General features: G+C 72.6%; 20 protein-coding genes. 10 read left to right on the top strand and 10 right to left on the bottom strand.

Going from position 1 to position 25,109, the window contains the following annotated elements:
• Positions 1-113 precede the first annotated feature (113 nt).
• Positions 114-434: a hypothetical protein gene (locus ACZ7MX_RS37930; protein ID WP_472139018.1), complete on the top strand. Its 321-nt coding sequence runs from the start codon at positions 114-116 to the stop codon at positions 432-434.
• Positions 435-772: 338 nt separating this feature from the next.
• On the opposite strand, the gene ACZ7MX_RS37925 is transcribed toward ACZ7MX_RS37930, so the two are convergent.
• From ACZ7MX_RS37925 to ACZ7MX_RS37895, 7 genes are all read right to left on the bottom strand, one after another.
• Positions 773-1,753, bottom strand: a complete 981-nt coding sequence (locus tag ACZ7MX_RS37925) for an N-acetylglucosamine kinase (RefSeq protein WP_472139016.1) — start codon at positions 1,751-1,753, stop codon at positions 773-775.
• Positions 1,744-2,997, bottom strand: a complete 1,254-nt coding sequence (locus tag ACZ7MX_RS37920; protein ID WP_472139015.1) for a 6-phospho-beta-glucosidase — start codon at positions 2,995-2,997, stop codon at positions 1,744-1,746. Before ACZ7MX_RS37920 ends, ACZ7MX_RS37925 begins: the two co-directional genes overlap by 10 nt.
• Positions 2,998-3,005: 8 nt before the next feature.
• On the bottom strand, positions 3,006-3,911 hold the full coding sequence (locus ACZ7MX_RS37915; RefSeq protein ID WP_472139013.1) for a carbohydrate ABC transporter permease: 906 nt from the start codon (positions 3,909-3,911) through the stop codon (positions 3,006-3,008).
• A 3-nt stretch (positions 3,912-3,914) separates the two neighbouring features.
• Complete coding sequence (locus ACZ7MX_RS37910) at positions 3,915-4,880, bottom strand: carbohydrate ABC transporter permease (protein ID WP_472139012.1); 966 nt, start codon at positions 4,878-4,880, stop codon at positions 3,915-3,917.
• A 45-nt stretch (positions 4,881-4,925) separates the two neighbouring features.
• Positions 4,926-6,266 carry an ABC transporter substrate-binding protein gene (locus ACZ7MX_RS37905; RefSeq protein ID WP_472139010.1) on the bottom strand — a complete coding sequence of 447 codons (1,341 nt, stop codon included), beginning with the start codon at positions 6,264-6,266 and terminating at the stop codon, positions 4,926-4,928.
• Between the two features lie 53 nt (positions 6,267-6,319).
• A complete protein-coding gene (locus ACZ7MX_RS37900) occupies positions 6,320-7,459 on the bottom strand; it encodes an ROK family transcriptional regulator (protein ID WP_472139008.1) in 1,140 nt (379 codons plus the stop codon).
• A gap of 327 nt (positions 7,460-7,786) precedes the next feature.
• Complete coding sequence (locus ACZ7MX_RS37895) at positions 7,787-8,878, bottom strand: mechanosensitive ion channel family protein (protein WP_472139006.1); 1,092 nt, start codon at positions 8,876-8,878, stop codon at positions 7,787-7,789.
• A 288-nt stretch (positions 8,879-9,166) separates the two neighbouring features.
• On the opposite strand from ACZ7MX_RS37895, the gene ACZ7MX_RS37890 reads away from it, so the two are divergent.
• Positions 9,167-9,703: an HNH endonuclease gene (locus tag ACZ7MX_RS37890; protein ID WP_018538909.1), complete on the top strand. Its 537-nt coding sequence runs from the start codon at positions 9,167-9,169 to the stop codon at positions 9,701-9,703.
• Positions 9,704-9,775: 72 nt separating this feature from the next.
• On the opposite strand, the gene ACZ7MX_RS37885 is transcribed toward ACZ7MX_RS37890, so the two are convergent.
• Positions 9,776-12,736 (bottom strand): beta-N-acetylglucosaminidase domain-containing protein, encoded by a 2,961-nt coding sequence (locus ACZ7MX_RS37885; RefSeq protein WP_472139004.1) that lies wholly within the window; start codon positions 12,734-12,736, stop codon positions 9,776-9,778.
• A 491-nt stretch (positions 12,737-13,227) separates the two neighbouring features.
• Here ACZ7MX_RS37885 and ACZ7MX_RS37880 point away from each other — a divergent pair, with 491 nt between their 5' ends.
• The 7 genes from ACZ7MX_RS37880 (at position 13,228) to alc (ending at position 20,596) form a co-directional block, all read left to right on the top strand.
• A complete protein-coding gene (locus tag ACZ7MX_RS37880) occupies positions 13,228-13,497 on the top strand; it encodes a hypothetical protein (protein ID WP_030415544.1) in 270 nt (89 codons plus the stop codon).
• A gap of 6 nt (positions 13,498-13,503) precedes the next feature.
• On the top strand, positions 13,504-15,609 hold the full coding sequence (gene malQ, locus ACZ7MX_RS37875) for a 4-alpha-glucanotransferase (protein ID WP_472139002.1): 2,106 nt from the start codon (positions 13,504-13,506) through the stop codon (positions 15,607-15,609).
• 175 nt (positions 15,610-15,784) lie between these two features.
• Complete coding sequence (locus ACZ7MX_RS37870; protein WP_310727592.1) at positions 15,785-16,030, top strand: hypothetical protein; 246 nt, start codon at positions 15,785-15,787, stop codon at positions 16,028-16,030.
• A 258-nt stretch (positions 16,031-16,288) separates the two neighbouring features.
• Positions 16,289-17,263 carry an acyl-ACP desaturase gene (locus ACZ7MX_RS37865; protein ID WP_472139000.1) on the top strand — a complete coding sequence of 325 codons (975 nt, stop codon included), beginning with the start codon at positions 16,289-16,291 and terminating at the stop codon, positions 17,261-17,263.
• 147 nt (positions 17,264-17,410) lie between these two features.
• Entirely contained in the window at positions 17,411-18,331 is a 921-nt protein-coding gene (locus ACZ7MX_RS37860) for a DMT family transporter (RefSeq protein WP_472138998.1), read from the top strand.
• A 17-nt stretch (positions 18,332-18,348) separates the two neighbouring features.
• The gene (locus ACZ7MX_RS37855) at positions 18,349-19,362 is read left to right on the top strand and encodes a LysR family transcriptional regulator (protein ID WP_472138996.1); all 1,014 of its coding nucleotides are present in this window, start codon (positions 18,349-18,351) and stop codon (positions 19,360-19,362) included.
• Positions 19,363-19,450: 88 nt separating this feature from the next.
• Positions 19,451-20,596: an allantoicase gene (gene alc / locus ACZ7MX_RS37850; RefSeq protein WP_472138994.1), complete on the top strand. Its 1,146-nt coding sequence runs from the start codon at positions 19,451-19,453 to the stop codon at positions 20,594-20,596.
• Positions 20,597-20,680: 84 nt separating this feature from the next.
• Here the strand turns inward: alc and pepN are convergent, their stop codons facing one another.
• Positions 20,681-23,257, bottom strand: coding sequence for an aminopeptidase N (pepN, locus tag ACZ7MX_RS37845; protein WP_472138992.1), 2,577 nt, complete (start codon positions 23,255-23,257; stop codon positions 20,681-20,683).
• 211 nt (positions 23,258-23,468) lie between these two features.
• Here pepN and ACZ7MX_RS37840 point away from each other — a divergent pair, with 211 nt between their 5' ends.
• The gene (locus tag ACZ7MX_RS37840; protein ID WP_472138991.1) at positions 23,469-23,990 is read left to right on the top strand and encodes a DUF1203 domain-containing protein; all 522 of its coding nucleotides are present in this window, start codon (positions 23,469-23,471) and stop codon (positions 23,988-23,990) included.
• Between the two features lie 85 nt (positions 23,991-24,075).
• Here ACZ7MX_RS37840 and ACZ7MX_RS37835 read toward each other — a convergent pair whose 3' ends face one another.
• Positions 24,076-25,107: an aspartate-semialdehyde dehydrogenase gene (locus ACZ7MX_RS37835; protein ID WP_472138989.1), complete on the bottom strand. Its 1,032-nt coding sequence runs from the start codon at positions 25,105-25,107 to the stop codon at positions 24,076-24,078.
• Between the last annotated feature and the right edge of the window lie 2 nt (positions 25,108-25,109).

Raw genomic sequence — 25,109 nt, 5'->3', positions numbered from 1 at the left:
TACCGCCCCCACCCTCCTTCGACTACTCTCAGTGACGAACACAAGAGCAGTCGAGCGCGGGATGAGTCGACCTGACCACCGCGCCCCAAGAACCGGAGGTCATCGTGAACCGCATGCGCACACTCCTCGCCCCATTCGCCCACCGCCCCCGCGCCGACGCGTCGCCTTCCCTAACCGGCCCGTTGGCCAGCGGTTTCCTGACCATCGGCACCACGACGTACATCGACCCGCACGGCACCTACCCCCTCGATCACCGCTCGGACGGCACCCCGACCGTCGTCATCAACAACACCACCCACCCCATCACCATCCTCACGGAGAGCAACCACGCCCACCCCGCCACCGCACCCCCGAACGACCTGCCACCACCTCTTGTCCTGGCCCCCGGCGAACGCACGGAGACCCGCCGGGGGGAGGCGGTCCGGGTGGGCTGAGCCGAAGGCGCGAAGGCGCGAAGGCGCGGAGGCACGGACGTCCGGAGGTCCGTAGGCCCGTGATCCGGAGGCCCGGTGATCCGGCAATTCGGAGCTCCGGATCGCCCCCGCGCGGCCACGCAGTGACGAACCCACCGCAGTGACGAGCCCACCGGAGCTACGAGCCCACCGGAGCTACGAGCCCACCGCCCCCCGTACCGCCCCAGCGAACGCCCCCACCCACGCCCGACCACGCCGAGCGGCCCATCACCCCCCACCCGCGGATCAGCGTCCCTCACGCCCACCCCGCCAAGCGCCCCCTACCCCACCCAGCCGCTCACCGCCAACCCAGGCCCCGTTCACTCATACGCCGCCCGCAGGCGTGCGTAAGCGTTCGGGCTGGCCTCTGCCCGGTCCAGGGTGGTGAGGGCGGCGCCGAGGACGGGTGGGGTGGTGAGGACGTGGGGGACGGCCTTGGGGGCGCGTTCGGAGAGGAGGTGGGTGAGGTGGTCGTGGAGGAGGGGGTGGCAGGCGGCCAGGACGCTGCCGCCCAGGATGACGGGGGTGGGGTCGGCGAGGAGGTCCAGGCGGTGCAGGGCGACGGTAGCCATGACGGCGACCTCCTCGGCCTGGCGGGCGACGAGGGTGCGGGCGATCGGGTCGCCGTCGGCCGCCACGGTGAACAGCAGCGGAGTGAGTTCGTGGCGGCGGCGCAGGGGGATGCGGCCCAGGTGGAGGGCCTCGATCAGCTCGGCCATCGTGGGCAGGCCGAAGTGGGCGGGCAGGGCGAGGGCGAGTTCGGTGCGGGCGCCGCGGCCGTCCTCGGCGCGGGCCGCCGCCCACAGTGCCTCGTCGGCGAGGTGCGCACCGCCGCCCCAGTCGCCGGAGATCCGCCCGACGGAGGGGAAGCGGGCGGTGGCCCCGCCGCGGCCCAGGCCCGCGCAGTTGATGCCGGCCCCGCACACCACCGCCACCCCCACCGGCTCCCCGTCGTCCGGCAGTCCGGCCCGCAGCAGCGCGAAGGTGTCGTTGTGGACGGACACGGTACGGGCCCAGCCGCGGGCGGTGATCTCCGCGGCCAGTGCCTCCTCCTCCGCCGGGAAGTCGGCGTTGGCGAGGAAGGCGGAGAGATGGCCGACGGGTCCGGACCGTCCCGCTTCCGCGAGGGCGGCCGCCACCAGGGGCGCGAGGGTGTCGACCGCGCGGGCGGTGCCGACCACCGGTGGCTGGAAACCGCCGCCGCGCGCCGAGCCGAGCAGGTGGCCGTCGGTGGACACCAGCGCCACGTCGGTCTTGCTGTTGCCCGCGTCGATGGCGAGCGCCGTGCCGGTCAGGCCCACGTGAGGTGCTCCCGGTTGTGCGCGATCAGCAGGTCGGTGAGCCGGTCGGCGCGGTCGAGCTGGCCGATGAGGGGATGGGAGAGCAGCGCGGCGAAGACCCGGTCGCGGCCGCCGTGCAGCGCGGCGTCCAGGGCCAGTTGCTCGTAGGCGGTGACATGGGCGATCAGGCCGGCGTAGAGGGGCTCCAGGGGGCGTACGGGGAGGGGGGTGGCGCCGGTCGCGTCCACGGTGGCGGGGACCTCGATGACCGCGTCATCGGGGAGGAAGGGCAGGGTGCCGTTGTTGAGGGCGTTGACGACCTGGGTGTCGCCGGTGTCCGCCAGCAGGGACGAGGTCAGCGCCACCGCCGCCTCGGAGTAGTAGGCGCCGCCGCGCCGGGACAGCAGTTCCGGTTTCTCGTCGAGCGTGGGGTCGGCGTACTGGGCGAGCAGCTGCTGCTCGATGGCGGCGACCTCGGCGGCCCGGGACGGCTTGCCGCGCAACTCCTCGACGACGGTGTCGTGTTGGTAGTAGTAGCGCAGATAGTAGGAGGGGACGGTGCCGAGGCGGTCCAGGACGTGCCGGGGGAGGCGCAGATCGGCGGCGAGGGCGTCGGCGTGCTCGGTGAGGAGCGTGGGGAGGACGTCCTCGCCGGCGACGCGGACCGATCGCTCCCAGGTGAGGTGGTTGAGCCCGACGTGCTCCAGGACGACCTGGTCGGGGGCGACGCCCAGCAGTGCGGCGAACTTCCGCTGGAAGCCGATCGCCACGTTGCACAGGCCGACGGCCTGGTGGCCGGCCTGCAGCAGTGCGCGGGTGACGATGCCGACCGGGTTGGTGAAGTCGACGATCCAGGCGTCCGGGTTGGTGCGGCGGACCCGTTCGGCGATGTCGAGGACGACGGGCACGGTCCGCAGCGCCTTGGCGAGGCCGCCGGCGCCGGTGGTCTCCTGGCCGACGCAGCCGCACTCCAGCGGCCAGGTCTCGTCCTGGTTGCGGGCGGCCTGCCCGCCGATGCGCAGCTGGAGCAGGACGGCGTCGGCGCCGTCGATACCGGCCTCCAGGTCGTCGGTCCAGGTGATCCGTCCCGGGTGGCCCTGTCGGGCGAAGATCCGCCGGGCCAGGCCGCCCACCCTTTCCAGCCGGTCCCGTGCCGGGTCGACGAGGACGAGTTCCGCCAGCGGCAGCACGTCCCGCAGCCGGGCGAAGCCGTCGATGAGTTCGGGGGTGTAGGTCGAGCCGCCGCCGACCACTGCGAGCTTCATATCCGTTCTCAGCCCTTTACTCCGGTGAGGGTGACGCCTTCGACGAAGGCCTTCTGCGCGAAGAAGAAAACGAGGATCACGGGTGCCATGACCAGCAGCGTCGCGGCCATGGTGAGGTTCCAGTTGACGCTGTGGGCGCTCTTGAAGGACTCCAGTCCGTAGGAGAGCGTCCAGGCGGCGGGGTTCTGCGCGGCGTAGATCTGCGGGCCGAAGTAGTCGTTCCAGCAGAAGAAGAACTGGAAGAGGGCGATGGCGGCGATGCCCGGTCTGGCCATCGGTACGACGATCTTCAGCAGGGTGCGCAGTTCCCCGCAGCCGTCGACCTTCGCCGATTCCAGGTACTCCTGCGGGACGGTCAGCAGGAACTGCCGCAGCAGGAAGATGGAGTACGCGTCGCCGAACGCCATCGGGATGATCAGCGGCCACAGCGAGCCGGCCAGGTGGAACTGCTGGGCCCACACCAGGTACATCGGGATCACGACGACCTGCGGCGGCAGCATCATGGTGGCGAGGACGAGGACGAGTGCGATGCGGCGGCCGCGGAAGCGGAACTTGGCGAGGGCGTAGGCGACGGGGACGGCCGAGCAGACCGTGAAGAGGGTGCCCAGGCCCGCGTACAGCAGGGAGTTCTTCCACCAGTCCAGGAATCCGGGGGTCCTAAAGACCGTCAGGTAGTTGGACCAGTGCCAGCCGTCCGGCCACAGCTCGCCGCTCATGGCCTGGCCGTCGCTCATCACGGACGTCAGGAAGATGAAGACGAAGGGGAGCACGAAGAAGAGGGCGGCGGCGACGGCGACGGTGTGCACCGCGATCCAGTGCAGCAGCCGGGTGCGGCGGGCGCGGGTGCGGGCGGTGCCGCCGCCGGTGTGGCCGGTGCGGACCGGGGCGGGGCGGGCGCTGAGGGTGGTGGTCATCGGTCAGTCCTCCGCCGGGAGCAGGCCGGCGCGCTTGCGCATCAGCAGGGTGGTGACGGCCATGGCGATGACGAAGAGCACCAGGGAGAGCACGCACGCCGCGCCGGTGTTGAAGTTCTGGAAGCCGAGGGAGTAGACGAGCTGGGGGACGGTGAGGGTGGCGTGGTCGGGGTAGCCGGGCTGGATGACGGTGCCGGGCCCGATGGAGACACCGGAGGCGAGCTTTCCGGCCACCAGCGCCTGGGTGTAGTACTGCATGGTCTGGACGACGCCGGTGACCACCGCGAACAGCACGATCGGGGTGATCGACGGCCAGGTGACGTACCGGAACTTCCCCCAGGCGCCCGCGCCGTCCAGTTCGGCGGCCTCGTACTGCTCCTTCGGCACGTCCAGCAGCGCCGCCATGAAGATCACCATGAGGTCGCCGATGCCCCACAGCGACAGCATCACCAGCGAGGGTTTGGCCCAGTCGGGGTCGTTGAACCAGGACGGTGCGGGAATGCCGAGCGTGCCGAGGATCTCGTTGACGGGTCCGGTGCCGGGGTTGAGGAGGAAGACGAAGGCGACGGTGGCGGCCACCGGCGGCGCCAGATAGGGCAGGTAGAAGGCGGTGCGGAAGAATCCGACGCCGGTGTTGAGCTTGGTGACGAGCAGGCCGATGCCCAGGCCGAACACCACCCGCAGGGCGACCATCACGACGACCAGCCACAGCGTGTTCCACAGTGCCGGGCCGAGCAGCGGCATCTGCGTGAGGACGTAGGTCCAGTTCCGCAGGCCCACGAATGCGGGCGGTTGGATCTGGTTGTAGTGCATGACGGAGAAATAGCCGGTGGCGAGCAGCGGATAGCCGAAGAACACCGAGAATCCGACCAGCCACGGGGAGAGGAAGCCGAGGATGCGCAGCCGTTCGCGGGCGCGTTTGCGCCGGAGGGCGGGCGCCGGTGCGGGGGCGGTGGTCGTGGTTGCCATGGCGGTTCTCCGTCGGTTCCCGGCCGTCGATTGCCCGGACGGCCGTCAGTTCTCGGACTGGAGGGTGTCGGCGTCGATCTGGGCGTCGAGTGCGCGCAGGCCCTTGGCGAGATCGGGGACCTTTCCGGCCTCGACGTCGTAACTGAAGTCCTGCAGGGCGGTGACGTACTGCCCGCCGTTGGTGGACGGCGGAAGGGCGACGCTGTGCGGGTTCTGCGCGATGCGGAGGAAGGTGCGGAACGTCGGGTCGGCGTCCAGCTCCGGGGATTTCAGGGCCGCTTTCGTGGACGGCACGTTGTGGATGGCGTTGGCGAACCGGACCACCTGATCGGTGTCCGTGGTCAGGAATTTCACCAGTTCCCAGGCGGCGTTCTGGTGGGTGCTGCTGTGGGCGATACCGACCACGGTGCCGGTCAGATATCCCTTGCCGTAGGTGTCGGCCCGGTCGTCGGGCACCGGCATCGGCGCGGTGTCCCAGCCGAACGGGACCTTGGCCTGCCGCAGCATCAGTCCGCGCCATTCCCCGTCCATGTGCATGGCCACCTTCTGTGTGTGGAAGGCGTTCTGCGAGGACATCTCGTCGCCGAAGGTGGTGCGGAATTTCTCCAGCGGTCCGTAGCCGCCCTGGGCCTCGATCAGTTCCCGCTGAAAGGTGAGGAACTGCCGGGTGGCCGGTTCCTTCGCCAGCCGGGACTTTCCGTGGGCGTCGAAATAGCGGGGGTCCCACTGGGCGAACAGCCGGTCCGGACTGTTCTGGTAGAGGCGGAAGTCGGGCATGAATCCCACCCGCCGGTAGGAGCCGTCCTTGGTGCGCCGGGTGAGTGCGACGGCGTCCCGTTTCAGTTCGGACATGGTCCGCGGGGGCCGGGTGATGCCCGCTTCCTTGAAGGCGTCCTTGTTGTAGTAGAGCCCGAAGGAATCGGCGAGCAGCGGAAGCGCGCACTGCTCTCCCCGGTAACGCGTGTAATCCAGCAGGGTTTTCGGGAAGACCTTCTCCTTCACCACTCCCGTTCTCTTCAGGAACGGGTCGAGGTCCGCCCACATCCCCGACGAGCAGTACTGCCCGACGTTGTTGGTGGTGAAGGACGAGACCACGTCCGGTGCGTCGTCCCCGCCGGCCCGGAGGGCCTGGTTCATCGTTTCGTCGGTGACGTTCGGGACGACCTTCACCGTGATGTTGCGGTGCCTTTTCTCGAACCGGGCGACCGAATCGTTGATGGCCTTCATTTCGCCCGGCGTCGACCAGCCGTGCCAGAAGGTGAGGGTGACCGGCTCGGTCGGGTCGTCGCGGTCACTGCCGATGCTCGGGTGGGCGCAGCCGGAGAGGAGCAGCCCGGCACCGGCGAGCGCCACGGAAAGCCGGTTGCGCAGACGGGAAAGCGGCATGGCGGACTTCCTTCACGGGGGGCGGAATTCCTCGGTGAGGCCGGCCGGGCGGGTCAGCCCGTCGTGTCGAACACCGCATCGCGGGCTTCCGCGAGGGCCGTGCGCAGCGCGCCGATGAGAATCGGATTGCCGTCGATGTCGCTGAGCCGCAATTCCGGGCGGGGCAGCGCGAGTCCGGTGAATTCCTCCTCGACCAGGGCGCGCAGCGCCTCCCCGCCGGCCTGCGGGACCGCCCCGGAGAGCACCACCAGCCGCGGGTCGACCACCGCCACCACGGCCGCCAGGCCGGTGGCCAGCCGCCGCGCGACCTCCTGCCGTACGTCGTCCCGGGCCAGCGCCTCGTCGACGGTGCGGACGTCGGGTGCCCCGTACGCACGGGCCAGCTCGATGACGCTCGGGGAGCCGACCAGCCGCTGGAAGCCGCCGCCGGCGTCCGGTCGTGCGGCGCTGCGGTCGCCGCCCCGGGACAGCGGCGCGCCCGGCAGCGGCATGTAGCCGATCTCACCCGCGCCTCCGGTGGCCCCCCGCAGCAGCCGGCCGCCGAGCACGATGGCGGCGCCCACGCCCTCGTCGGCCCACACCAGCACGAAGTCGTCGAAGTCCTGGGCCACGCCGTCGTGTTGCTCGGCGACCGCGGCCAGGTTCACATCGTTCTCGATGGTGATCGGCGTGCCCAGCACCTCGGCGAGCTCTTCCTTCAGCGCCCGCGAGTGCCAGTCCGGCAGGTGCGGGGCGTAGCGCAGCCGGCCGGTCTGCGGGTCCAGGGCGCCGGGCGTGCCGATCACCGTCCCGTGCAGCTGCTCGCGGCCCAGTCCGGCCTTGGCCAGCGCCCCGTCGACGGCCTTGGCGACGAGCAGTGCCGTGCGGTGGGGTACGTCCGCGCCGACGGCGTCGGTGCCGACCCGCTCCTCGCCGAGCACCTGCCCGGTGATGTCGGCGACCGCGGCGGTGATCCCCAGCTGGTCCACGGCCAGCGCGGCCACCTGCGCGGCCGCCGGATCGACCTCGTACAGCTGGGCGCTGGGCCCTGGCCGGCCGGTCACATTGCCGGTCGTGCGCACCAGTCCGGCCGCCTCCAGCCGGGCCAGCAGCTGTGAGGCGGTGGGCTTCGACAGCCCGGTCAGCTCGCCGATCTGCGTACGGGTCAGCGGGCCCTGCGACACCAGCAGGTCGAGCGCCGCCCGGTCGTTCATGGCGCGCAACACCCGTGGCGTTCCGGGCGTTCCCTGCGTCTGCTGCCCACCGGCCAAGACCCTCACCCCGTTCACCGGTGGCCGGCCCGGCCACCACGTCTGTTAGGAAACCTTCCAATCGATGAACAGGAAGGTAGGCGGCACGCCGGGCGGCGTCAATGGGTGCGGCGGGGTGAGTTGGCCGAACGCCGCCGGCGCAGAGGTCGTTACGCGGAGGGCGCGCGCAGCGGACGGCGTGCGCGGAAAGGAAGCCGGCGTACACAGAAGGGAGGGGCGCACCGCGCAACGGCGGCACGCCCCTCCCTTCCCGGTACTGCGCGAGGCGGCCTACTTCACCGACTTCGGCGCCGCCGCCAGCGGCTCCACGGCCTGGGCCTGGGGCGACGTGGGGTTGCTCAGCGCCGAGGGCGCGGCGATGGCGGCGGCGGGGTCGGCGGCGGGGAGCTCTTCCTCCTCGTCGGGGACCGGGCGCGGGGCGAGGTGGACGCCGGCCTCGTCCAGGGCCCGCTTGATGCGCCAGCGCAGTTCCCGCTCCACGCCCGCGGCCTTGCCCGGCATGGTCTTGGCGGCGACCGAGAGGGTGACCGTGTCGAGGTGCACCTCGCTGAGGCCGAGGACCTCCACCGGCTCCCACAGCTGCTCGTTCCACGGCTCGGACTTCGACATCTCCGTACCGGCCGCAGTGATCGTGTCGCGGGCCCGCTGGAGGTCCTGGTCGGCGGCGAGCACGACGTCCACGGCGGCCGTGGACCAGCCCTGGCTGAGGTTGCCGATCCGCTTCACCTCGCCGTTGCGGATGTACCAGATCGCGCCGTTCGGGCCGCGCAGCTTGGTGACCCGCAGGCCGACCTCGATGACCGTACCGGTGGCCACCCCCGCGTCGATCTCGTCGCCGACGCCGTACTGGTCCTCCAGGATCATGAAGACGCCGGAGAGGAAGTCCGTGACGAGGTTGCGGGCACCAAAACCGATCGCGACGCCCGCCACGCCCGCGCTCGCGAGCAGCGGCGCCAGGTTGATCTTCAGGACCGACAGGACCGTCAGCGCGGCCGTGCCCATGATCACGAAGGAGGCGACGCTGCGCAGGACCGAGCCGATCGCCTCGGACCGCTGCCGGCGGCGCTCGGCGTTGACCAGCAGCCCGCCCAGCGCGGTGCCCACGGCGGCGGCCGCGGTGCGGTTCATCCGCTCGATGAGCTTGGTGATCGTGCGGCGTATCACATGCCGCAGCACGACCGCGATCACGAGGATGAGCAGGATCTGCAGGCCGGACGTGAGCCACGTCCCCCAGTTCTCCTGCACCCAGCCGGCGGCGTTGGTGGCCTTCTCCGTGGCGTCGTCGAGCGAGGACGAGCCGGTGGAGCCGGCGGGGGCGGCGCGCAGGTGCGCGGCGGCAACCGTCGAAGCGGACCAGAACACAGTCGAACCTTCCGTGTGGGACAGCAGACCCGGGCCGGTGTGGGTGCCGGCGACCGGGCTGACCAACCACACTAACGGGGCAACCTGGGTGGCCCGCGCCCGTGTTCGACCGGTCACATCCGCGGAAGGCCGTAATGAGCCGTATCCGACGGGACCGGCGGGGGTGTGGTGGAAAACACCTCGGGCCCGTTACCCGGTCATGGTGGCGCTCCGACCAGGCACCGGGGGACACTGTGGAGAGATCGTCCCGGCGCGAGCCACGCGCCGCCGGCGTACAAGGAGGCACCCGTGCCGCATGTCCTGGTCCTCAACGCGTCGTACGAGCCGCTCGGCGTCGTACCGCTCCGCCGCGCGCTCATCCTCGTCCTCAATGAGAAGGCTGTCAGCCTCGAGGAGTCCGGCGCCCTGATGCACAGCGCGACCCGTGTTGTTCCGGCCCCCAGTGTGGTCCGCCTGAAGCGGTTCGTGCGGGTGCCCTTTCGTGGCCCCGTGCCACTGACCCGCCGGGCGCTCTTCGCGCGTGACGGCGGTCGCTGTATGTACTGCGGTGGCGTCGCAACCAGCGTCGACCACGTCATCCCGCGCAGCCGCGGAGGTCAGCACACCTGGGAGAATGTCGTCGCCGCCTGCCGGCGCTGCAACCACGTCAAGGCGGACCGCCACGTCGCCGAGATCGGCTGGCGGCTGCGCCATCAGCCCGCCCCGCCGTCAGGACTGGCGTGGCGGATCATCGGCACGGGGCATCGTGATCCGCGCTGGCTGCCGTATTTGCAGCCGTACGGCGCGGACGACGCCTTGGCCCGGATCGATGCCGTGTCGGCATAGGCCGGGCCTTTGTCTTGGCCGGGCGGGTGGGCGGAACATCGCTCCGCCCACCCGCCCGGCCAGGACGAGCAGCTACCCGCGGTCCTCGACCGCGTAAGCCTCCACCGACCACAGCGAGTACCCGAACCTGGTCGCCCGCTTGTCGCCCTGGATGCGGACGAAGCGGGCGTCCTTCGCGTCCATCCTGATCGACTCCCGGCCGCCCTTGCCGTCCCGCACGGTCGCGGCCGTACGCCAGCTGCGGCCGTCCGGTGAGACCTGGATGCGGTAGCGGGCGGCGTAGGCGTCCTGCCAGTGGAGGACGAGCCGGCCCAGGCGGGTCGGGTGGGCCAGCGCGAACTGCAGCCAGGCACCGTCCTCGGCGGGGGAGGACCAGCGGGTCCCGGGATTGCCGTCGGTGGCCGCGGACGCCGGGAAGTCGGGGGTCTCGTCGCCGGAGGACGTGGCGACCGTGCCGCGCGCCAGGTCCTTGCCGCCGGTGCGCGGATAGGCCCGTACGGTCAGGGTCTGCTCGGCGCCGTCGAACTCCACCGTGATGCGGTACGTGCCGGAGGGCGTGCCCTCGGGGACGTCGACGGTGAGCGGGACCGTCGCGGTGCCGCCGCGCGGCGCGGTGACCTCCTCGGGCGCGTGCACGGTGAAGCCCTTGGGGGCCTTGACCGTCAGCTTGCCGCGGACGTCCTCGGGGCGCCGGGAGAAGATCCGGGCGTCCACCCGGGCACTGCCGCCGGTCTGCGCGTCCGTCTCCGTGCGGGAGAGTTCCAGACCGGCCGCCGGAGTGTCGGCGAACCACGGGGTCAGGGCGTGTACGGACGGTGGCTCGGCGCCGTTCGCCCAAGTCAGCCTGACTCCGTCGGCCCGCAGCCGGGGCGTGGCGGACTCCGTCCAGCCGGTCGCGGAGAGCCGGCCGAGGCGGCGCCAGCCCTCGCCGGGGACGTGCGCCTCCAGGGAGACGGCGCCCGCGGACGGGCCGGGGTCGGTCAGCGCGGTGACCGCGGCCAGCGGGCGGACCCGGCCGAACGGCACGGTCAGCGCGGTCGGGTCGGCGCCCTCGTGGGGGCGCGGGGTGTCGCGCCGGGCGCCGGTCCAGGCGTCGGCCTCGGTCATCGCCCGGTCCAGGAACGGGGCGAGCACCCCCTTGCCGACGGTCGCCGGGCTGTGCGCGATCTCCTCGCGCAGCCGCTGCACCTCCCGCTGTGCCGACCAGGCGGCGTCCCCGTCGTCCCGGGCCTGTGCCAGGAGCGTGTCCACGGCCTGCTCGCCGGCCCGGCCGTAGCGGGCCAACTGCGCGGCCCACGGACGGACTTCGGCGGCCAGGTCGGAACGGAGGTCGTCGGGCGCGGTGCTCATGGTGTGGAAGGCGGCCCGCAGCGCCTTGGCGGCCTTGGCGTAGTCCGCGTCCGCGCCCGGCCGGCCGGTGTCGACCGCGGCCTCGCGGGTCTCCCAGAAGCGGTCGATCAGCGGCCGCAGATAGCCGGACTCGCTCGTGTTCAGCAGCGAGGACGCGGCGTTCCCGGCCAGCGCGCGCAGCGCCGCCCGGCCCCGCGGGGCGCCGCCCGCCAGGTCGTCGATGGCCGCGTCCCAGGATTCCGCCGGCCGGTAGGCGCGCGGGTTCCAGGCGTAGTCGGCGGCGGTGAACAGCGGGATGCGGGACGCCAGCGGCTGCTCCATCGCGTTGGCGAGCAGCGCCGCCGACCCGGTGGCCACGGCCGGTTCGCGGCCCCGGTACGGGCCGAGGAAGATCCGGTCCTGGGCGTAGTCGTTGACCGGGTAGTTGTCCATGGTCACCAGGGGGTGGCCGAACGCCTGGCGGGCCGTTACCAGCTCGCCGCCGGTGATGGTCCGCGGGACCACGCCGACGCCGGTCCAGGCCACCTCGACCCGGCCGCCGAGCGCCTCGGCGAGCGCGTCGCGGTACGCCGTCGACCCGTTCTGGTAGTACTCCGTCGGCATCAGCGACAGCGGCGCGGCGTCCGGGTGCCGTTCGTGGAGGTGGTCGGCGAGCGCGTTCGCGATCTTGGCCTGGGCCCGGGCGGCGGCCCCCGGCCCGGTGCCGAAGGCGTCCTCGTCGGCGCCGCAGTGCCATTCGTCGTAGGCGACGTCCTGGAACTGGAGCTGGAAGGAGCGCACGCCCAGCGCCCACATCGCGTCCACCTTGCGGCGCAGCGCCCGCAGGTCCTCCGGTGAGGAGAAGCACAGTGCCTGGCCGGGGGCGAGGGCCCAGCCGAGCGTGACGTGGTTGGCGCGGGCCCGCTCTGCCAGCGTCCGGAACGCGGCGCGCTCCTCCGCCGGGTACGGGTCGCGCCAGCGCGCCTGGCGGTACGGGTCGTCGCCGGGCGCGTACAGATAGCGGTTCTGCTTGGTGCGGCCCATGAAGTCCAGCTGGGCCAGGCGCTGCGCCTGGCTCCACGGCTGTCCGTAGAAGCCCTCGGTGGTGCCGCGCACTGCCGTGCCGGGCCAGTCCCGCACGACCACGGACGCCAGCTGCCGGTGGCCGTCCGGGCCGTCCGTGACCAGCTGCCGGAGGGTCTGCGCGGCGTGGAAGAGGCCGTCCGGGGCGACGCCGTCCAGCGCCACCGTGTCGCGGCCGTCGACCTGTCCCACGGCGAGGCGGTACCCGCCGGCGGGGAGGTCGCCGCGGGCCGGTGCGCGCAGGGCCCGCAGGGCGTCCTGGGCCGGGGCGCCGCCGATACGGATCACCGGCCCGGCCGCGGGCAGCCGCTCGCCGGGCGCCACCTGGTGCACCGTGCGCACCCCGGCGTCCCGCAGCAGCCCGCGCACCACGTCCAGTGCGTACGGGTCGGTGCCGGGGGCGGCGACCACGACGGCCGTGTCGCCGAGCGGGACCGCGTCGCCGAGCTCGCGCAGCGACTGCGGCCGCGGCCAGACGGCGGGCGCCTGCCCCGCCCCGGCCGGCCGGTCCGGCTGGTCGGGACTGCCGACTGCCGGGTCGGCCGGTGCCGCCTGGGCGCTGGGCACCCCGCCGAGCAGCCCCCCGATGACCGCGGCGGCCAGTGCGGTGGTCCCCGCCACCCGTGCCCGGGTGCCCGCGCCGCTCCCCCTGCCGTTCCTACCGATTCTTCCGACGCCCCACACGCCCCGGCCTCGCACGGCTGCTCCTCGTCCGCGTCCGCTGCTCGCCGGCTCGCGCCGGCCCCCCGTATTACCCCTGAACAATCCGCTGGTCTCCCCGCCGAGGTCCGTTCGGACAGACCTTCGGCCGTGAGCCCACCATTGTGGCGGTGAGGGTGTCAACCGGGTGATGGCGGGGTCCCGGACGGGGCGGCTCCGCGCCGGTCACCGCGGCTGCCGCGGGACGGATCCGCCGGGTCCGCCGGTCCGCAGAACTTCCTGTGCCGGGCCCGCTCGCACCGCGTTCTTCGCGCCCCGCGGCGGCGCGGGCGGGGAAATCGCCTGCGTACGGCATACTGTGACGTGAGTCACGTTTCGTGGGCGATTGCGTCTGCGATCGTGCCGACTGGGTAGGGCCCACGTGTCCCACTACCGATGAACGGGAGGCCCTCGTGGCCGCATCCGCTCAGCTGCTCCTCGACGCCCTGTCCTCCAAACCGGGAGGTGCGACCGTGGAGCGCGATCTGTTCGCCGGGGTCTCCGACCCCGATTCCGGCCTGGACGGCTCCGGCTCCTACAGCTTCGCCGAGCCGCCCCTCACCAGCGAGCCGCCGCTCGCCGACGCCGCGCCCCTGACCAGCGAGGTCCCGATCGCCGCCGAGCTGCCGCTGACCAGCGAGCCGACAGCCGCCGGCCTGGGGACGGAGTCCATGGAGGTCTGAGGACCCATGGGCCGCGCGCGGCTCGCCCGGTTGCACGGCGTCGCCACGTCGTACGAACCGGCACCGGGCAGAAGCGTCCAGATCGCCGACGACACCGTCGTCGCCGTGCTCGCCGCACTGGGGGTCGACGCCTCGACCCCGCACGCCGTACGCGCCGCACTCGCCGCGTACGAGGACGCCGCGGGCCGCGCCCTGCTCCCCCCTTCCGTCGTCGCCCGCCCGGGCCGGCCGCCCGACCTCACCGGCCTCCCCGAAGGGACCGCCCTGCGGGTGGAGGCCGAGGACGGGCAGTTCCACGCCGTACCGCGGCAGCCCCCCGACGGGCCGGACGAGGGCGCCGGACCGGCGCTCGCCCGGCTGCCGCTGGGCCTGCACACGCTGCACGCCGAGGCGCCCGACGGCCGTACCGCCCGCGCCCGGCTGATCGTCGCTCCTGATCGGGTGCCCGCACCCCCCGCCCGTAGTCACGGTTTCCTGGTGCAGCTCTACTCCCTGCTGTCCCGGCACTCCTGGGGCATGGGCGACCTCGGCGACCTCGCCGATCTCGCCGCCTGGTCCGGGCGCGCCCTGGGCAGCGGGTTCGTCCAGCTCAACCCGCTGCACGCGGCCGTCCCCGGCCCGCCCACCGACCCCTCGCCCTACCGCCCCTCCTCGCGCCGCTTCCCCGACCCGGTCCACCTGCGGATCGAGCAGATCCCGGAGTACGCCCAGCTGACCGGCGCCGCCCGGTTACGCGCCGACGAACTGGCGGCCCGGGCCCACGCGCTGCGGGACGGCGTACTGGAACGGGGCGCGCTGATCGACCGGGACGCGGTCTGGGAGCTCAAGCGCGAGGCCCTGGAGCTGCTCTGCGCGGTCCCGCTCTCACCGGGCCGGCGGGCCGCGTACTGCGACTTCCTCGCCGAGCAGGGGCGGGCGCTGGAGGACCACGCCACCTGGTACGCGCTCGCCGAGCGGCACGGGCCCGACTGGCGGACCTGGCCGGCCGGGCTGCGCGACCCGCGGTCCGCCGACACCGCCCGGCTGCGGCCGCGGCTGATGGACCGGATCGACTTCCACTGCCGGCTCGCCTGGTTCACCGACACCCAGCTCGCCGCCGCCCAACGGGCCGCCGAGGAGGCCGGGATGCCCGTCGGGCTGGTGCACGACCTCGCCGTCGGCGTGCACCCCTCCGGCGCCGACACCTGGGCCCAGCAGGACGCGTTCGCCGCCGGCATGTCCATCGGGGCGCCGCCGGACGCCTTCAACGCCCGCGGCCAGGACTGGGGCCTGCCGCCCTGGCGCCCGGACGCGCTGGCCGCCACCGGCTACGCCCCCTACCGCGAGCTGCTGCGCGGACTGCTGCGGCACGCCGGGGCCCTGCGCATCGACCACGTCATGGGACTGTTCCGGCTGTGGTGGGTCCCCGAGGGCCGGCCGCCGACCGAGGGCGCCTACGTGCGCTACGACGGGGAGGCGATGCTCTCGGTGCTGGCCCTGGAGGCGCACCGGGCCGGCGCCGCGGTGATCGGCGAGGACCTGGGCACCGTCGAACCGGGCGTGCGCGAGGCGCTCGCCGAGCGGGGCGTCCTCGGCACCTCGGTGCTGTGGTTCGAGCGGGACTACGCCGGTGTGGACCCGGCGGCCGGCGGCGAGGCCCGCATCCTGGCCCCCGACGAGTGGCGCGGCGACTGCCTCGCCACCGTCACCACCCACGACCTGCCCAGCACCGCGGCCCGGCTGACCGGCGACGACCTCGCCCTGCGTGAGCGGCTCGGGCTGCTCGCCGGTCCCCCGGAGCGCGAACGGTCCCGTGCGAAGGGCGAACTCGCCGCCTGGTTCGGGGAGCTCACCCGCCGCGGCCTGCTGCCCGAGGGCACCGGCGACGAGGAGGCGGTCGTCAAGGCCGTGCACCGCTTCCTGCTGCGCACCCCGGCGCAGCTGGTCGGGGTCTGGCTGCCGGACGCGGTGGGGGACCGGCGTCCGCAGAACCTCCCGGGAACCTGGGACGAATACCCGAACTGGCGGCTGCCGGTGGCCGGTCCGGACGGGCGGCCGCAGACCCTGGAGGAGCTGGCCGCCTCGCCGCGGCTGCACGCCTTGATGCGCGAACTGGCCGACGGCCGGCGGTAGCCGGATTTCCGCCGGGCCGCCCTGCCGCCCGCCCGGGACGGCCGGCGGGACGAGCGGTTCACCGTGCGGGCGCGCACCGGTCACCCCGCACCGCGGCCGGGCCCGGTGGAGCCGGTGCGTGCCGATGCCCACCCCGGGCGCGCGGGGCCGCGGGGCGTCCGATACGTTGATGTTCGTGAGCAACAAGGTCAAGAAGAATGCCCTGCGCGCCGGAACCGTCACTGCCGGCACCGCGCTGATGCTGCTGATGTCGTCCCCCGCGTTTGCGCTCACCCGCGACGATGGTGACGACCCGGGTCCCGGTCTGAACGTCGCCCAGACGCTCGGCCTTTATGTCGCCGCCCCCATCGTGATCTTCCTCATCATCGCCGGGCTGGTCATGCTGACCGACAAGTCCCGCAAGACGAACTCCCAGGGCTGAGCCCCGGCCGTATTCCGGGCCCGTACGGGCCCCGGCGACCTTCCAGGGCGCCGCTCGGTGACAACAACCGAGCGGCGCCCTTTGTCGTACCCGGCTATTTCCGCAGGTGAAAAACGGGTTGCGAGGCGGCTATCGCGCGATTTTCGGCCGATTTGCGCGAACGGATCACTTAACCGGAGCACACCTACGATGACGTAACCTACGCAGCCGTAGGTTCAACCTACGGTCCCGTAGCTCATCGTCCCCAGGAGTTCCCCCTTGACCATTGCCCCCGCCCACAACGGAGAGCTCGGCCAGGCCGCGTGGAGCGACGCCAAGCTGCTCTACGCACTCGAAGAGGTCGTCGAGAAGGAGCTCAACCGGCACCTGAAGGTCGCCAAGGAGTGGATGCCCCACCAGTACGTCCCCTGGAGCGACGGCCGGAACTTCCCCGGTGTGCTGGAGGGCGGCGAGGAATGGGCGCCCGAGCAGTCCAAGGTCAGCGACATCGGCCGGACCGCCCTGGTGGTCAACCTCCTCACCGAGGACAACCTCCCCAGCTACCACCACGAGATCGCCACCCTCTTCGGGCGCGACGGCGCCTGGGGCACCTGGGTGCACCGCTGGACCGCCGAGGAGGGCCGGCACGGCATCGTGATGCGCGACTACCTGCTCACCAGCCGGGCCGTCGACCCGGACGAGCTGGAGCGGTTCCGCATGGCCCACATGTCGGAGGGGTTCGAGGCCGACAACTCGCACAGCATGCTGCACTCGGTGGCCTACGTCGCCTTCCAGGAGCTGGCCACCCGGATCTCGCACCGCAACACCGGCCACCACTCCGGTGACCCGGTCTGCGACCGGATGCTGGCCCGGATCGCGGCCGACGAGAACCTGCACATGCTCTTCTACCGCAACCTGCTCGGGGCGGCCTTCGAGCTGGCCGCCGACCAGACCATGATCGCGGTGCGGGACGTGGTCACCGGCTTCCGGATGCCCGGGCACGGCATCCCCGGCTTCGAGCGGGCCGCCGCCCGGATGGCCCTCGGCGGGATCTACAACCTCCGGATCCACCACGACGACGTGCTGCAGCCCGTCCTGCGCTTCCTGAAGGTGCTGGAGATCGGCGGCCTGGGACCGGCCGGTCTGGCGGCCCAGGAGGAGCTGGGGCTCTTCATGAACGGCCTCGACGACCAGGCCCGCAAGTTCGACGAGCGGCAGGCGGCCATCCGCGCCCGCCGCGAGGCCCGCCGCTGAGGCGAGCCGGTCGAGGGCCGGACCAAGAGGCTGGACGACCGGACGACCTTTCACCTTCTCTACAAGGAATGGTGGAAAGTATTCGATGGACCTGATGGTTCTGGGGCTGTCACGGTGGAGCTCCACCACCCCCGAGGAGAAGAAACCGTGGCAGTCCTGGAGCGGGTCCGCGACCGTCGTACGCCGCTGTCCGCGCAGGGAGCCGGGCTGGCGCTCGCCCTGACGGCGACCGTCGTCTGGTCCGGCAACTTCGTCATCGCCCGCGCCCTGCACGACACCGTGCCGCCCGTCCAGACCGCCTTCTGGCGGTGGGCCGTCGCGCTGCTCGCGGTCGCGCCGTTCGCCGCCGGGCGGGTCCGCCGCGAGTGGCCGGTCATCCGCCGCCACCTCGGCTTCCTCACGCTGGCCGCGCTGCTCGGCGTCACCCTCTTCAACACCCTCATCTACCAAGCGGGACGTTCCACCTCGGCCACCAACATGGCCATGATCGCGGCCGCCTCGCCGGTGCTGATCGCCCTGTTCGCGCGCGGTGGGGAACGGCTCGGCGGGCGGCGGACCGCCGGGACGGCCCTCGCGCTGGCCGGCGTGGTGACGCTGGTCGGCAAGGGCTCGCCGGCCGCCGTCCTCGGTCTCCACCTCGCCGGCGGCGACCTGTGGATGCTCGCCGCGACGGCCACCTTCGCCGGCTACAGCGTCCTGCTGCGCCGCCGCCCCGAGGGGATCGGCGGGGTGTCGTTCCTCTTCATGACGTTCGCGCTCGGCGCGGCGATGCTGCTGCCCGCGTACGGCGTCAGCCTCGCGGCGGAGGGCGGCTTCGCGCCCACGGCGCAGACGGTCGGACCGCTCCTCTACATAGGCGTCTTCTCGTCCGCCGTCGCCTACTTCACCTGGAACAAGGCCATCGCCCTGATAGGCGCCGCGCGGGCCGGGGTCGTCTACTACCTCCAGCCGGTCTGCGTCGCGCTGCTGTCGTTCGCCGTCCTGGACGAGGCCGTGACGCCCGTGCAACTGCTCTGCATGGTCCTGATCGTCGCGGGCGTCGCGCTCGCCGCCGGCGGCCGCCGCTGACTGCGTACGCTGCCGGCATGGCCGACTGGGACATCAAGAAGCTGCGGATCCTGCGCACCCTCCAGGAGCAGGGCACGGTCACCGCGACCGCCGAGGCGCTGCACATGACGCCCTCGGCGGTCTCCCAGCAGCTGACCGGGCTGGCCAAGGCGCTCGGGGTGACGCTCCTGGAGGCGCACGGCCGGCGGGTGCGGCTGACCGGCGCCGCCCAGCTGGTGCTGCGGCACGCCGAGGCGGTCTTCGCCCAACTGGAGCGCGCCGACGCGGAGTTGCTCGGCTACCTCCAGGGCGACGCCGGCCAGGTGCGGGTCGGGGCCTTCTCCACCGCCATCCCCGCGCTGGTGGTCCCCGCCGTCCAGGAGCTGCGCCGTACGCATCCGGGACTGTCGGTCGTCGTACGGGAGGCGGAGGCGGAGGCCGCGTACGAGCTGCTGGCGGAGGGCAGCGTCGATCTGGCGCTCTCGCTGGCGGCGCACGCGCCCACCCCGCGCGATCCCAAGTTCAGCCGGGTCGCGCTGCTCGCCGACCCGCTGGACGTGGCGCTGCCGGCCGGGCATCCGCTGGCCGGCGAGCCCGGGCTGCGCCTCGCCGACCTGGCGGGCGAGCCGTGGATCTTCGGCAGCAGCGGGCCCTGGTCCCAGATCACCACCACCGCCTGCGAGAACGCCGGGTTCGTGCCCGAGCGGGCGCATGCCGCGGCCGACTGGAACGCGATCTGGGCGATGGTCGCGGCCGGGATGGGGGTCGCGCTGGTGCCCCGGATGGCGATGGCGGGCGGTATCGGCGCCCTGGAACGGGGTGGCCCCGGGGAACGGGAGGGGGGCGGGTCCGGCTCCGGGGTCGCGCTGCGGGTGCTCTCCGGCGACCGGCCGCGCCGCCATGTCGTCGCCGCCGTCCGGCGCGGCTCCGAAGGGGCGCCGGGACTGGCCCGGGTGCTGGCCGCGCTGCGCCAGGCGGCGCTCGACCAGGCGCCGGGGGAGGCGGGTGGCCACGGTCCCGGCCGACACCACCAGACCATTCAGTCGAGCTGAATATGTTCCTCAAAAACTTTCGATGGACCTGTGGGGTGGTCGCTGCGACCGTGGAGCGGTCCGCACCTTACGACCCCGAAGGGCAACGATGACCACCACCCCGGCCGCCCACTCCACTGATCCGCACGCCAACGACGCCCAGCCGTACGCCGGTGGCGACCCCTACGCCGACTACCGCGGCGGGGACTTCGCGTTCACCTCGCTCGTCGACCTCGCCGACCGCCGCTTCGGTGCCGGCGTGATCGCCGCGAACGACGAGTTCTTCGCCGAGCGCGAGAACCTGCTGAAGCCCACCCCGGCGGTCTTCGACCCCGAGCACTTCGGCCACAAGGGCAAGATCATGGACGGCTGGGAGACCCGGCGCCGGCGCGGTGCCGACGGCGACCACCCCTTCCCGACCGACGACGAGCACGACTGGGCGCTGATCCGCCTCGCCGCCCCCGGCGTGATCCGCGGCATCATCGTCGACACCGCCCACTTCCGCGGCAACTACCCCCAGCAGGTCACCGTCGAGGCCACCTCGCTCCCCGGCAGCCCGGGCCCCGACGACCTGCTCGCCCCCGACGTGAAGTGGGAGGAGCTCGTCCCGCGCACCCCCGTCCGCGGGCACGCCGCCAACGGCTTCGAGGTCACTGCCGAACGCCGCTTCACCCACCTCCGCCTCAAGCAGCACCCCGACGGCGGCATAGCCCGCCTCCGGGTCCACGGCGAGGTCGTACCGGACCCGGAGTGGCTGGACGTGCTGGGCACCCTCGACCTGGCCTCGGTGATGCACGGCGGCACCGTCGAGGACGCCTCGGACCGCTTCTACTCCTCGCCCACCCAGATCATCCAGCCCGACCTGTCCCGCAAGATGGACGACGGGTGGGAGAACCGCCGCCGCCGGGTCAAGGGCACCCACGACTGGGTGCGCTTCCGCCTCGCCGCACAGGGCGAGATACGCGCGGTGGAGATCGACACCGCCTACCTCAAGGGCAACTCCGCGGGCTGGGCCGCCCTGTCGGGCTGCGACGGCGACCCGGCCGACGAGTCCTCCTGGTTCGAGATCCTGCCGAAGACCAAGCTCCAGCCGGACACCCCGCACCGCTTCACGCTGCCGCAGACGGTGACGGCCACCCATATCCGCCTGGACGTCTTCCCCGACGGCGGCCTCGCCCGGATGCGCGTGCACGGCAGCCTCACCGAGGCCGGCCGCGCCGAGCTCGGCCGCCGCTTCGACGCGCTCAACGGCTGAGCCGCACCCTCGTCGCCCACCGGCGCCACCGGCAGGACGCCACCCACTCCGGCCGCACCGGCCGGAGTGGGTGACGTCGACCGGTCACGCCGCGCCGGCCGCCGCGTCCGCCGCCTGGGCCTTCAGCGCCCGCTCGATCCCGGCCCGGGACTCGGTGACCAGCCGGCGCAGCGCCGGGCTCGGGTCGGCCGCGTCCAGCCAGGCGTCCGTGGCGTCCAGCGTCTCCTGCGAGACGTGCAGCGACGGGTAGAGACCGACCACGATCTGCTGGGCCATCTCGTGGCTGCGGGCCTCCCAGATCTCCTTCACCGCGGCGAAGTACTTCACGGTGTACGGCGCCAGCAGCTCCCGCTGGTCGGTCTGCACGAAGCCGCCGATGACGGCCTCCTGCACGGCGTTGGGCAGCTTGTCCGACTCCACGACCGACGCCCAGGCCTCGGCCTTCGCCTCCGCCGTCGGACGCGCCGCGCGCGCCGTCGCGGCGTGCCGCTCGCCCGCCGACGTCCGGTCCCGCTCCAGCTCTGCCGCGATGGCCGCCTCGTCCGCCCGGCCGGTCGCCGCCAGCCGGTGCAGCAGCGACCAGCGCAGCTCGGTGTCCACGGCCAGCCCGGGGATCTCCTCGGTACCGTCCAGCAGACCCTGCAGCAGGGCGAGCTGCTCGTCCGTGCGCGCCGCCGCGGCGAACGCCCGGGCCCACGCCAGCTGGTGGTCGCTGCCCGGCTCGGCCGCCCGCAGGTGATCGAGCGCCGCCCCGGTCCAGGCCGCCAGACCCGTCTCGCGCCACTCCGGCGCCGCGTACAGGTCCAGCGCCAGCTTCACCTGGCGGTGCAGCGACTGGACCACGCCGATGTCGGACTCCTTGCCGATGCCCGACAGGACCAGCGACAGGTAGTCACGGGTGGCCAGTTCGCCGTCCCGCGTCATGTCCCACGCCGACGCCCACGACAGCGCCCGCGGCAGCGACTCGGTGAAGTCCCCGAGGTGCTCGGTGACCACCTTCAGCGACTCCTCGTCGAGCCGCACCTTCGCGTACGACAGGTCGTCGTCGTTGAGCAGGACCACGGCCGGGCGCCGCTTGCCCACCAGCTGCGGCACGGCGGTCAGTTCGCCGTCCACGTCCAGCTCGATCCGCTCGGTGCGGACCAGCTTGCCGGAGCCGTCCAGCTCGTACGCGCCGATCGCGATCCGGTGCGGCCGGAGCACCGGCTCGCCCTTCGCGCCGGTCGGCAGCGCCGGGGCCTCCTGCCGGACCGCGAACGAGGTGATCACGCCGTCCGCGTCCACCTCGATCTCCGGCCGCAGGATGTTGATCCCCGCGGTCTGCAGCCACTTCTTCGACCAGGTCGCAAGGTCCCGGCCGGAGGTCTCCTCCAGCGCGCCCAGCAGATCGCTCAGCCGGGTGTTGCCGTAGGCGTGCCGCTTGAAGTAGGCCTGCACGCCCTTGAAGAACTCCTCCATCCCGACGTACGCGACCAGCTGCTTCAGGACCGAGGCGCCCTTCGCGTACGTGATCCCGTCGAAGTTCACCAGCACGTCGTCCAGATCACGGATCTCGGCCATGATCGGGTGGGTGGACGGCAGCTGGTCCTGCCGGTACGCCCAGGTCTTCATGGAGTTGGCGAACGTGGTCCACGAGTGCGGCCACTTCGAGCCCGGCGCGTACGCCTGGCAGGCGATCGACGTGTAGGTGGCGAACGACTCGTTCAGCCACAGGTCGTTCCACCACTCCATGGTGACCAGGTCGCCGAACCACATGTGCGCCAGCTCGTGCAGAATCGTCTCGGCGCGCACCTCGTAGGCCGCGTCGGTCACCTTCGAGCGGAAGACGTACTGGTCGCGGATGGTCACCGCGCCCGCGTTCTCCATCGCACCGGCGTTGAACTCCGGCACGAAGAGCTGGTCGTACTTCGCGAACGGGTACGCGTAGTCGAACTTCTCCTGGAACCAGTCGAAGCCCTGCCGGGTGACCTCGAAGATCGCTTCCGCGTCGAGGTGCTCGGCCAGCGACGGACGGCAGTAGATGCCCAGCGGCACGGTCCGCCCGTCCTTCTCGTACGTGCTGTGCACGCTGTGGTACGGGCCCACGACCAGGGCGGTGACGTACGTCGAGATCCGCGGCGTCGGCTCGAACCGCCAGATGGTGCCGGCCGGTTCCGGCGTCGGCGAGTTCGAGATCACCGTCCAGCCCTCCGGGGCCTTCACGGTGAACTGGAACGTGGCCTTCAGATCCGGCTGCTCGAACGACGCGAAGACCCGCCGGGCGTCCGGCACCTCGAACTGCGTGTACAGGTACGCCTGCTGGTCCACCGGGTCGACGAACCGGTGCAGGCCCTCGCCCGTGTTGGTGTAGGCGCAGTCCGCGACGACGGTCAGCTCGTTGCGGCCGGCCCGCAGCCCCGGCAGCACGATCCGCGAGTCCTCGAACACCGAGGCCGGGTCCAGCAGCTCGCCGTTGAGCGCCACCTTGTGCACGGCCGGCGCCACCAGGTCGATGAACGAGTCCGCGCCCGCCCGGGCGACGTCGAACCGCACCGTGGTCGTGGACCGGTACGTACCACCCTCCTGCGCGCCGGAGAGATCGAGCTCGATCTCGTACCCGTCCACACTCAGCAGCTGCGCCCGCTGCTGCGCCTCTTCGCGGGTCAGATTCGTGCCAGGCACCAGGTCATCTCCTCGTAAGCGTCCTCGTATGCGGCGTATCCCGCCATCCTTCCACGGCAGGGGCACCACCCGATCGTGGACATTGGCGAACATGTCGTCCCGCTCGTCCGGCGCGTCTCGCCGGGGAGGACGACGAGGAGCAGTGCCGGGCCTCGGGGACGCCGTCCGATTCCCGCCAGCACCTGGCGGGGCCGCGGGGGACCGTGGACGCATGACGACCTACACCCCGCTGCCCATCCCGCCCGCCGCGCTGAAGGAACTCCGTGTGACCGATGACGCCGGGCGGCCCGTCGAGCCGTACACCGCCCGGGAGGACGGCGTCCCCGTGGACTGTGTCGGCAGTCCGCTGCGGTGCTGCCTGCGGGCGATCCGGGCCGGGGAGCGGGTGGCGCTGGTGTCGTACGCGCCGTTGCGGCGGTGGGCCGCGGAGACCGGGGCCCGGCCCGGGGCGTACGACGAGCAGGGGCCGGTGTTCCTCCACGCGGAGGAGTGCCAGGGCCCGGACGCCGGCGCGGACCGGTACCCCTTCGACCGGCCCGGCGCCCTGCGCACCCTGCGGCGCTACGACAAGGCCGGGCGGATCGTCGGCGGGCGGCTCTTCGAGATCCCCGAGGACGCCACGGCGGGCTTCGACGCCGCCCTGGACGAGGCGTTCGCCGACCCGGAGGTGGCGCTGGTGCACGTCCGGGCCGTGGAGTACGGATGCTTCCAGTTCGAGGTGCGGCGGGGCTGAGCGCCGGTACGCACCGCACGGAAACGGCCCGGGGCCCGTACGGAGGGTGAGAACTCCGTACGGGCCCCGGCCGTCGGCAGACGGGTCAGCCGCGCAGCTCCGCGGCGACCAGCTCCGCGATCTGCACGGCGTTCAGCGCCGCGCCCTTGCGGAGGTTGTCGTTGGAGACGAACAGCGCCAGGCCGTTCTCGGCGGTCTCGTCGGCGCGGATCCGGCCCACGAAGGACGCGTCCTGGCCGGCGGCCTGGAGCGGGGTGGGGACCTCGGAGAGGGTCACGCCGGGGGCGCCGGCCAGCAGCTCCTGCGCCCGGGCCGGGCTGATCGGCCGCGCGAAACGGGCGTTGATCTGCAGCGAGTGGCCGGTGAAGACCGGGACGCGGACGCAGGTGCCGGACACCTTCAGGTCCGGGATCTCCAGGATCTTGCGGCTCTCGTTGCGGAGCTTCTGCTCCTCGTCGGTCTCGCCCAGACCGTCGTCGACGATCGAGCCGGCCATCGGCAGCACGTTGAAGGCGATCGGGCGGACGTACTTGTCCGGCTCGGGGAACTCCACCGCCGAGCCGTCGTGGGTCAGCTTGGTGGCGTCCTGGTCGATGACCTTGCGGACCTGCCCGTCCAGCTCCTCCACGCCCGCCAGGCCGCTGCCGGACACCGCCTGGTACGTCGCGACGACCAGCGAGACCAGGCCGGCCTCGTCGTGCAGCGGGCGCAGCACGGGCATCGCGGCCATCGTCGTGCAGTTCGGGTTGGCGATGATGCCCTTGGGGCGGTCGGTGATCGCCTGCGGGTTGACCTCGGAGACGACCAGCGGGACCTCGGGGTCACGACGCCAGGCCGAGGAGTTGTCGATCACGACCGGACCGGCGGAGGCGACCTTCTCCGCCAGCGCCTTGGACGTCGCACCGCCGGCCGAGAAGAGGACGATGTCCAGCCCCGAGTAGTCGGCGGTCGCCGCGTCCTCGATGGTGATCTCGGTGTCCTGCCACGGCAGCGTCCGTCCGGCGGACCGGGCCGAAGCGAACAGCCGCAGCTGCTCGACCGGGAAGTTCCGCTCGGCGAGAATGCCCCGCATCACGCCGCCGACCTGTCCGGTGGCTCCGACGATTCCGACCCTCATGG

Source organism: Streptomyces sp. NPDC107765 (genome assembly GCF_055657085.1).
This window is presented reverse-complemented; position numbering and strand designations above follow the sequence as displayed.